Raw genomic sequence first — 9,587 nt, 5'->3', positions numbered from 1 at the left:
AGGGCGCTTCCACTTCGGCTCCAGACACCTACGCGGGAGTGATCAGCTCACCGTCACCACACACCACGTCGATAGCATTGGCCGAATCCCACACGAAGATATCGCTGTAAAGCGTGCGGGTTGAGAGACCTCCGATGAGAATCCTCATGGCCTCGTCGTCAATGCTCTCGACCAGTTCCCGAACGAGGCTGTAGTTAGTTGTGAAGACGTTCAGACCGATGACATCAGGTGTAGTCGCGCGGATCATTTCCAACAACCCTGGGATAGTGCGGTTGTCCGCCACAGCATCGATGAGTCGAACCGCGTGGCCGACCTTGCGAAGATTCGTGGCAATGTAGCCGAGGCCGATCGGCGGAAGATAGTCTTCATCGTCTTCGGCCTGCTTTTCGCGAAACAGCGGAGAGTTAATAAGGAGGATGCTAGACATTGCCACCTGCTCTCATGTGGAGAATCCGCTCTGCGACCTCCAAGGCGATTTGATCGGCATGACCGTCTTTGTTGGCGGTCGTTTCAACCGACCAGCCATTCCCACGGAGTAATTCACAAGCCTGCCGATAGAGTTGCCCTTCTTCCTCCGGAGAAGCGGACGCTTCAAAGCGAGTCAGGGTGGGACGCTCCGACATGCGCTTTGCAATGGAACTGCGGCGAGCGGAAAGGCAAATCGAGAGGTCCGCGGGCCGGCACCTTGAGTTCAGTGCCCAGACGAACTCGGGAGACACACCGTCCATGACCTGATAGACGAATGACGACATCACATATCGATCAGTCAGTACAATTACGTTACGCGCCAATGCGGGCTGGATCACGTCCTCGAGATGTTCGTACCTGTTCGCGGCAACCAGGCAAGCAAGGGCGTTGCCTCTGACTTCGCCATGGTTGGCGCGGATCCAACGGCCCAAGGCCGAGTCTGTGGGCTCTCCTGTCGTGAGAACTTCGCACGCAGCATCACGTAGAAGGCATCGAACGGACTCGACCAGAGTCGTCTTTCCAACACCATTTGGTCCATCGATGGCGATGAGTATGCCCTGCGTGCTGTCTGTATTCACTTGCCACCCGCCCCGTTCATGTCTGAACCCCTACGAAATGAGACTGAGCAACGCCAGGACCATGCCAATGATCGAGAACATCCCGTACAAGAGGTTTAGGCAGATCCTGTAGGTAAAGTAGTGATGTATAGACCATCTTGCGGCGGCCTTCCGCTCGTTGGTGAATGCGAGTTCGTGCGTGAAAAGGTAAGCCATGTGGCTGTCGGAGTTTTCGGGTTTGTCTGCAATCTGACTCTCGAAATGTCTGAGTGTGCTCTCCGCCAATCTGATGAGATCTCTGCTCCGAGTGTCCCACTTCCAAAATATGAAGGACAAGGCGACAAGAAGGAACCCAAGACCGGCAGCAGGCTTCCCTGTCTGAAGGAGGGCGAAGTTGGCGCCCGTCAGCAGCGTGGCGATGGCAATGTAGAAATTGACCACAGTCAGCCTCTGTGCCGCCACAATGGTGAAGAAGTTCCACGCCTGCTTCCACAGGACCTTGTCGCCTTCTGTCATGGGTGTGTCTCCTTGCATGCCGAACCAGTAAGTATATAGTTTTCCGGATAACTCCGGCCCAAAAAATGCTTGACTTGAAATTATCCTCTCGCTACCTTGTTTCTAACCTGATAACTCCACATTTTTCATACTATCAAGCATCTTTATAACTTCCGGTGGTCATATGATAAACGTCCCTTCCGAGATATGCTCTCAATTTGACACCCGGTTGGCGCATGAACCGATCCGGGAACGATTCTATCCATTCTACCGGAAATGGTTGCGATTTTATCTCGATTTTTGTCATAAGTATCACCATGAGGCCTCCAGCCGAGAAAGCCTACCGCCTTTTCTTAAGAAATTGGCGGAGAAAAGGCAGTCCAGCCAACTACGGAAGCAGGCCGAGCACGCGGTTTTAATTTTTCTCGAAATCGCGCAAGGAAATCCCTCCACATCAACTCCACCGAAAAAAACCGGTAAACCATCGACTCAAGAAAGAATCGAACATCAACCAACAACTTCCGAACGGCCTTCTTCCGCCTGCAAGCTGGCAAGGGAATCGAGTGAGAGCCGGAAGCTTTCCCGCATTATGGTGCGGGAAGCCGGAGAGCCGGCCCCACCAGGCCTTGAGAAGGATAAGACCACGAATGCCGACTGGACCCCCGCTTACGCCAACCTGAAGGCGGAAATATCGGTACGGCATTATTCTCCCAAGACCTTGCGGGCATATTCAAGCTGGGTGCGCCACCTGCAGACCTTTACCAAAAGCAAGGCCCCCCGCCTGCTCACCTCCTCGGATGTTAAGGATTTTCTGACCTATCTAGCCATTGAGCGAAAAGTATCCGCATCTTCCCAGAACCAGGCATTCAACGCCCTTTTGTTCTTTTTCAGGCATGTCCTGAAAACGGAGTTCGGGGAGCTGAAAGATATCCCCAGGGCCAAGAGAAAACCCTATATCCCGGTGGTCTTGTCGCGCCGGGAAGTTGATACCATTATCGCCGCCTTGTCCCCCCCATATGATTTGGTGGCCAAGCTTCTGTACGGCTGCGGTCTTCGGCTGTTTGAGGGGGTCAAGCTCCGCATTCAGGATTTCAATTTCGATGCCATGATTTTGACGGTTCATGACGGCAAGGGGAAAAAGGACCGAACCGTCCCTTTGCCGGAAAAAATCATCCCGGAGCTGAAAACTCATCTTGAATCGGTGATCATCCTCCACGAACAGGACCTCAAGACAGGGTATGCCGGGACCTTTCTCACCAATTTATTGGAGAAAAAATACAAAAACGCTGCCAAGGAACTCCCCTGGCAATGGTTTTTCCCGGCCAAAACCCTGACCTTCGTGCCCGAGGAAAATGGTTACCGGCGATACCATCTCCACGAAACCCATGTGCAAAAGGCGATCAGGCAAGCGGTAAAAAAGGCCCGCATCTGCAAACGCGCCTCCTCCCATACCTTCCGTCACAGCTTTGCCAGCCATTTGTTACAGGCAAATTACGATATCCGCACAATCCAGGAACTGCTGGGACACAGCGATGTGCGGACCACGATGATTTATACCCATACCATCAAGAGCCGGACCATTAAAGAGGCAAAAAGCCCGCTTGATTTCCAGGAGCCGTCCCAGGGCTCAACTTCACAATAGGTTCCCCTGCTCCATACTCCTGATTATTTGTCGGCCTCGTAAAAACACACAAAAAGTCTGAATTCACCGCAGAGAGCGCAGAGGGCGCAAGGCTAATCATTTAAAATAATAGAATTTTCTCTGCGTCCCTTGCGTACTCAGCGGTAAAATTTTTAGTTTTTTTCAAGTCCATCATATTTGTCGGTCTCGCAACAACCCGCTCGACGGACGTGATTCGTCTTGTAACTTGTTGATTTTATTGGGTGGCATTTGAAGCCTTTCGGGTTGTTACGGGTTCATCATATTTAATACATAAAATCACGAGGATAGCAAGAAGTATAACTACCAGGTTTATGCTAGGTTTTTACCAGGTAGGAATACCAGGGTGCTGCCTGGAAACGCTGACCAGCCGGGGGTTTGAAGCCAGCCATGATCCGGCCGGGGCGTCGTTGCCGTCACCCAAAAAAAGCGGGGTTGCCGATCAATTCGGCAACCCCGCTGGTTGGTGGGCTAAGGGCCGGGAGAGCCCCCCCCGTTATTGTCCCCGATCAATATCCCTTCATTTCACTCTGCAGAAAAGGTTTTAAGGGCTTTTTGCCCAGTATTCGCTGCATGATCGCGTTCATGGTTTTCGCATCATTATCAAAGCCTCCGTGCGAGGTGCTGGTGGTGACTCCCTTTTTACCATCTGAATAGTGTATTTTCAGGCCGGGTTTGGCGCTTATTTTTCTGGAATAGCGCTGCATGCCCAGCAGGGGTTTGTCTATTCGCCTTTCCAGGGCACGGGACACCAGGCATAATAATGATTTACGGTAGACAAAGGCCACGTTGTCATCCAATTCAACCTTGTCGGTCAGGTTGTAAATATCCAGTTTCGGCAGCTTGAGGTTTGCCGCGTTGCCATCCAGTCCTGGTTCATAATGTTTTTTATAGAAGTCCACGGTGCACGCCGGGGCCATCAGGCTGCAACTTTTGATCAGATCGGGTTTGTTGAGTAGATCAAGCGCATGCAGCAGGTGCCCGAGCAACACGGCCCCGGTACTGTGACCGGCCAGGTGTATTTTGAGGCCAGTATCCTGCAGGGCCTCGGCAAAGGTCTTGATGACGAACACTCCATCGCTCACTTTGCCGCGGTTATCCGGTTTGAACGGCAGGCGGGCATCGTTCTTGATCTCTTCCCAGATGGGAGTAACCGGTTTGCGCACGCAGTCCTCTATCACCAGGTCGCTTTGTTCGATCAGCCTGTCCCGGAGATCACTGATAAACCCTTCCATCCGCCTGCCGCGGAACACCCGGACAATTATGTCTTTGATTTCTTCCGCCAGCCCGGTGTCGTACATAATATGAAAGGGATAGATACCGTTACGCTTAAACCCCTCTTTCAGGGCGGCAACACGCTTGGCCGAGGCCTTGGGACTGTTCAGTCCACCATGGGCATAAATAAGCAGATGGCTGTATTTTTTCCTGTCAACCGATTGTCTTAGCAGATCCGCGGTTTTCTTGATGTCCTCGGCGCTGCTCCAGTAATCGCCGCGCGCCTTGAACCGGCCGTCGTCGAAATGGACAAAGTGACCTGCAATCTCCAATCTTTTCGGGGCCGACCTGTCGCTTTCCGCCTCGTCCGTCGTCACTGATCGGGCCGTGAGTCCGAATATCTTCGGCGTTGGAATGGCCAGCCGGAAGACCCAGCCGTCGGTGATATTTTTCAGCCAGTCCTCATAAAGCCACAGGGCAAAACCGTCCGAACCCCAGCCATTGCCCCATGAATTCTGGACGATAAAGCCCTGGTCGTTATAACCGACAATGGCAAAGGCATGTCCGCCTTCCTTGTCCATGCCGGGAACGATAAGGGCCAACTCCTTTTTCCCGGCCGCCCTGGGATTGAACCAGCCCCCATGAACATCAGCGGAAACGTAGATTGCGCTGACCTCATTAAGGGCCGCGTGGTAGTCGTTGATTTCCGGCCTCAGGCGGTAGTAGGCGCCGATTATACAGGACCGCGCCGCACAGGCTCGATCAATGGTCAGCTCACCTGGCTTGTTGGATTCATAGGGCCAGTCATCTTCACTACAGACTCCCATGTTTTTCCAGCCGCGGATGGCGCCACGGCAACTGGAGCCGGCATAGTCTTCGCCCGGCCATTGGTCGTGTTTCTGGGCCATTTCATAGAGCATCCGGGAGCTGGCTGCAAATTGTAAATTTCTTTTTTTGGCATTGAGCAAATTGATCACCGCGGCCAGACCAAAGCCGGTGCAGGCCCCTTCTTCTCCCTGGTCAAGGATGTTGGTCCATTTTCGATTATCGATTTCCGGTTGTAGTTGGATGAGCGCCGGCTCGTACATCCGGTCCCGGATATCGGGCATGTCTTTCCGGGCATTGAGGATACGTTTCTTACCCGCGGCCTTGACGGTTGGAAATGATTTCCGTGGCATCTTGTCCTCCTTTTCTGAACTTTAATCCAAAACGGCACGATAACAGACAGGTTTCAAGGGCCAGGCCTATGCCCGGTTCCCCTCCTGCAACACCAGAAAAATATCGCTTAAGAATTGTTGGAAAGGAGGAGAAAAATCCGCTTGATTCCCAGGGCCGACCCAATACTCAATTTCACAATGGTTTCCGCTGCTCAGGATCCCTGATTATTTGTCGGCCTCGTAAAAACACACAAAAAGTCTGAATTCACCGCAGAGAGCGCAGAGGGCGCAATGCTAATCATTTAAAATAATAGAATTTTCTCTGCGTCCCTTGCGTACTCAGCGGTAAAATTTTTAGTTTTTTCAAGTCCACCATATCTGATACAAAAAATCGCCAGGATAGCAAGCAATAAAAATACCAGGTTTATGCTAGGTTTTTACCAGGGAGGAATACCAGGGTGTGCTGGGAAACGCTGACCAGCAGGGGGTTTGCAGCCGGCCATGATCCGGCCGGAACGAAGTTGCCTTCACAAAAAAAAGCGGGATTGCCGATTTCTCGGCAACCCCGCCTGGTGTGGAAGAAAAAACAAAAAACTACTCGGTAAAGGAGATGTCCACCGAGGGCCGCATGGTGGCGCAGGTGGCCAGGGCGGCGTGGATCTTGTGGGATTTCAAGGCATCGATCAGGGCCTGGTCGGCCTCCTTGCCCTGGTCATAGGCGACAAAGCCCTGCTGCTGGATATTGTAATCAAAGCGCGGCCCCCACTTGCGGGTGCCGAGCCGGGCGGTGGTGGAGCAGTTGTCCACCATAAAGGCCACCCCCTTGTGGTGCATATAGGGGTTGAGCGAATCCACCGCCTCGATCACCGATTCATTGCACACCTCGGACAGGCAGTGGCCCTTTTCGATGAGCAGGTCGATCTGGGCCATCATGGTGGCGCAGTAGACCCCGGCGGTAAACGGGTTGACCTCCGGCTCGCCGGTCCGGGCGGCGCGGACCTTTTCGCCCACCTGCCACATCCGGGTGCCGTCGATCTTGCCCATGGGAAACCGGGAGAAACGTTGACCGGCCATGTAGACCGAACGGATCTCATTGCCGCTGGCCACCTCTTCGTAGCATTCGAGCAGGATGTCAAAGGCCGGCCCGTAGGTATGGGAGTAGATCCGGGCAAAGATCTCCTTGCCCGCATCATCCAGACCCTGGTAGACCGCCAGGATGCCTTGTCTGGAGATGGTCCGGCTCAACGGCCCGGTAATGTTCTCCACCGAGGCGACGAATGCCTCTTCCTCGGTCATGCCCTGCTCCATCACATAGCGGCGGTAGAGTGCCTCGACGATCCCGTGGACCGCGCCCAGGAGGATGCCGCGCTCGCCGAAGATATCACTGCGATACTCGCTGCCCAGGGTGGTCATGAACACATAGGGCGCGCCCAGGGCCACGGCCCAGCCCAGGGCCTGGTCAGTGGCCCGGCCGTTGATATCCTGCTCCACCGCGAAGCTGGTATTGATCCCGGCGCCGTTGACCTCCTTGCCCTGGACATAGAGCCTGCGCACCGAGGGACCCATGCCCTTGGGACAGACGCCGACCACGTTCATATTAGCGGGAAAGTATTCGCCCACGCTCTCAAGATGCCCCAGGAGAAATCCATGGGACAGGCCCAGGGTGGCGCCGTCCTTCATGGTGGCAAAGATCTTCTGATAATGCTCGATCTGGGCCGCGTCCGAGATCAGCAGCAACACCATGTCTGATTCAGCGATCACCGCATACATCTCGCCCAGGGTGCCGTTCTCCTCGGTGAACCCGGCCTGGCGGGCCCCGGCCATCGAAGAGCTGCCCTCGCGCAGACCGACCTTGACCGTGATCCCGGTCCCCTCAAGGGAATCGCGCAGGTTCTGGGCCTGGGCCGGACCCTGGGAACCCCAGCCGATCACCCCGATCTGCTCGATCCCGGCAAAGGCCCTGGGCAGCAGGCCGAACTTGTCGCGGCCGCCCCGGACAATCATCTCAGTGGTCTCGGCCAACTGGATGACCTCGGGGTCAAACACCTCTGATTTAAATGTCATGTTCATATCTTCCTCCCGCGGGATTTATATGAAAATCGCCCTGGACAAAGCTTTGTGTTCAGGGAAATTTTCATTGTTCGTTGTGGCTGCGGCCTGACATTTGGTCCAGCCATGCTGGTTATTTGTCAAAGCCGATTAGAATAGCAGAAACCCCGGCCGAATGCCAGCCGAAAACAAACAGGTCCGGGGGTAATGATAGCACAGAGTTGCCCCCATGTAATCGGTTACGAAAAAGAGTGGGGAATGAGAATAGTCCGGGCAAATGAAAAAACCCCCGGCTCAACGGCCGGGCCGAAGCGGACCACGCCGGATTCGCCGGTGTGACTCAGCCCGGCGAGCTGCAAAACCTGCCCGGAAAAACGGGCAAAACGGCCCTGTTTAAAAAAAGCGTCCCGGGTCCGGTAATCATACACCCCGTCCCAGTTCTGGGGCAGTAATCGCCAGAGCCGGTTGCGGACCGCGGTCATCGGCTCGGCCTGGAGCCCGGCGGCCAGGTTGTCCGGCAGGAGATGGTGGCCGCTCCTGAGCCAGTCAAGGGCCAGCAGTTCCCGGAAAAGCTCCTGGTCGGTTCGCTCGGCAGCCATTTCCAGCAGCATCCGGTTCATCAGCTCCTGGGTCGGGGCCAGGTCGAAAAAACCCTGTTCGCGGCAGCCGGCGGCCAGGTTGAAAAAAAAGGCAAAGCCGTCCTCGCCCCGACCGCGCAGGTAGCGCCACAGGGTACGGAAAAAACGGTTATTGAAGAATTTCTCCACGCATTCCCCGAACCAGTAGAGCCCGGCCAGTTCCTGCTGATCAAGCCAGCGGCTGGCCAGCACCTCGTAGGGCGGCTCCCGGCAGACCGTGAGTTCAAAAGAATCCTGCTCGCGGCTGATCGGGGTCTCGGGCAGCACCTTGAGCAGACCCATCTGGATATAATGGGGCAGTAATGAAAAAACATGGTTAAAGGAGCGGCCATAGCTCGAAAAATCCTCATGGGGCAGGCCGAGAATCAGATCAAGATGAAGATGGATGGAATCATAGGCAAGAAGACGGCCGATGTTGGCCGTGGCCAGATCCAGGTCCATGGTCCGATTGATAGCGGCCAGGGTGCGGGGATTGGTGGACTGGATCCCCAGCTCGAACTGGAACCGGCCCACCGGCACGGTGGCGAGAAAATCGAGCATCTCCGTGGTAAAGCGGTCAGGCGCCACCTCGAAATGAAACAATGTCTCTCCAGGCTGCTCCAGCAGGAATTGCCAGATCGCCAGGGCCCGCTCCGGCCGGTCGTTAAAGGTCCGGTCCACGAACCGCACGGTCCGGGGGTTGTGGACCAGGATGGCCGCAAGTTCGCTTCTTACTTGTCCCAGATCCTTGTGGCGCACCCCGGGCCGGGGTGCGGAAAGGCAATAGGAACAGGCAAAGGGGCAGCCCCGGGAGGATTCGTAGTATATATAACGGTTGGCCAGCTGATCGTGGAAATCGCCCTCCAGATAGGGTGAGGCAAAATCGTGACTGGTGGCCCCAAGGGGTGCGGGCTGATACTCTTTTTCCAGTCGATCCCAGGCCAGGTCCTCATAAAAAGCAGGATCCAGCTGCTCGACCTCGCCCCGGACCACGGTCAGGCCGATACCCTGCGGCCGGTCCCCGGACCGGCTGAAGAGAAAGGGGGCCTGGGGCCCGCCGAGCACGATCCGGGTGCCGGGCCGGAGCGCGGCCAGGTCAATGACCAGCCGTTTGACATACAGCGCATTCCAGACATATACTGAAAAAAACAGCGCCTCCGGCCGGTCCGCGGCGATCTTGAGCAGGGTGGGATAATAAGGATCATTAATGGTAAACTGCAAAAGCGCAACCCGGCCGGTTGGCAGGTGGCGGGCCAGTTCCTGGCGCACATGAAAAAGGGCCAGCGAGGAATGAACATACCGGGCGTTGAGCCCTATCAGTTTGATGTTCATGGGGTCAGGGGTCAGGGGTCAGGGGTCAGGGGGCAGG

Annotated in this window: 7 protein-coding genes; 1 reads left to right on the top strand and 6 read right to left on the bottom strand. The window is 55.3% G+C overall.

Going from position 1 to position 9,587, the window contains the following annotated elements; genetic code table 11:
* Positions 1–28 precede the first annotated feature (28 nt).
* From L3J03_11580 to L3J03_11570, 3 genes are read right to left on the bottom strand one after another with little or no spacing between them, the layout of a single operon-like run.
* On the bottom strand, positions 29–427 hold the full coding sequence (locus L3J03_11580; protein MCF6291620.1) for a cobalamin B12-binding domain-containing protein: 399 nt from the start codon (positions 425–427) through the stop codon (positions 29–31).
* Positions 420–1,046: a dTMP kinase gene (gene tmk / locus L3J03_11575; protein MCF6291619.1), complete on the bottom strand. Its 627-nt coding sequence runs from the start codon at positions 1,044–1,046 to the stop codon at positions 420–422. Before tmk ends, L3J03_11580 begins: the two co-directional genes overlap by 8 nt.
* A 30-nt stretch (positions 1,047–1,076) precedes the next feature.
* Positions 1,077–1,541: a hypothetical protein gene (locus L3J03_11570; protein MCF6291618.1), complete on the bottom strand. Its 465-nt coding sequence runs from the start codon at positions 1,539–1,541 to the stop codon at positions 1,077–1,079.
* 568 nt (positions 1,542–2,109) lie between these two features.
* Here L3J03_11570 and L3J03_11565 point away from each other — a divergent pair.
* Positions 2,110–3,162, top strand: a complete 1,053-nt coding sequence (locus L3J03_11565) for an integron integrase (protein MCF6291617.1) — start codon at positions 2,110–2,112, stop codon at positions 3,160–3,162.
* Positions 3,163–3,689: 527 nt separating this feature from the next.
* Here L3J03_11565 and L3J03_11560 read toward each other — a convergent pair.
* The 3 genes from L3J03_11560 to L3J03_11550 form a co-directional block, all read right to left on the bottom strand.
* Positions 3,690–5,573: a C1 family peptidase gene (locus L3J03_11560; GenBank protein ID MCF6291616.1), complete on the bottom strand. Its 1,884-nt coding sequence runs from the start codon at positions 5,571–5,573 to the stop codon at positions 3,690–3,692.
* A 573-nt stretch (positions 5,574–6,146) separates the two neighbouring features.
* Complete coding sequence (locus L3J03_11555; protein MCF6291615.1) at positions 6,147–7,616, bottom strand: ketol-acid reductoisomerase; 1,470 nt, start codon at positions 7,614–7,616, stop codon at positions 6,147–6,149.
* 224 nt (positions 7,617–7,840) lie between these two features.
* Entirely contained in the window at positions 7,841–9,550 is a 1,710-nt protein-coding gene (locus L3J03_11550) for a DUF4080 domain-containing protein (protein MCF6291614.1), read from the bottom strand.
* Positions 9,551–9,587: the final 37 nt, after the last annotated feature.

Source organism: Desulfobacterales bacterium (assembly GCA_021647905.1).
Taxonomy (GTDB): Bacteria; Desulfobacterota; Desulfobulbia; order Desulfobulbales; family BM004; genus JAKITW01.
This window is presented reverse-complemented; position numbering and strand designations above follow the sequence as displayed.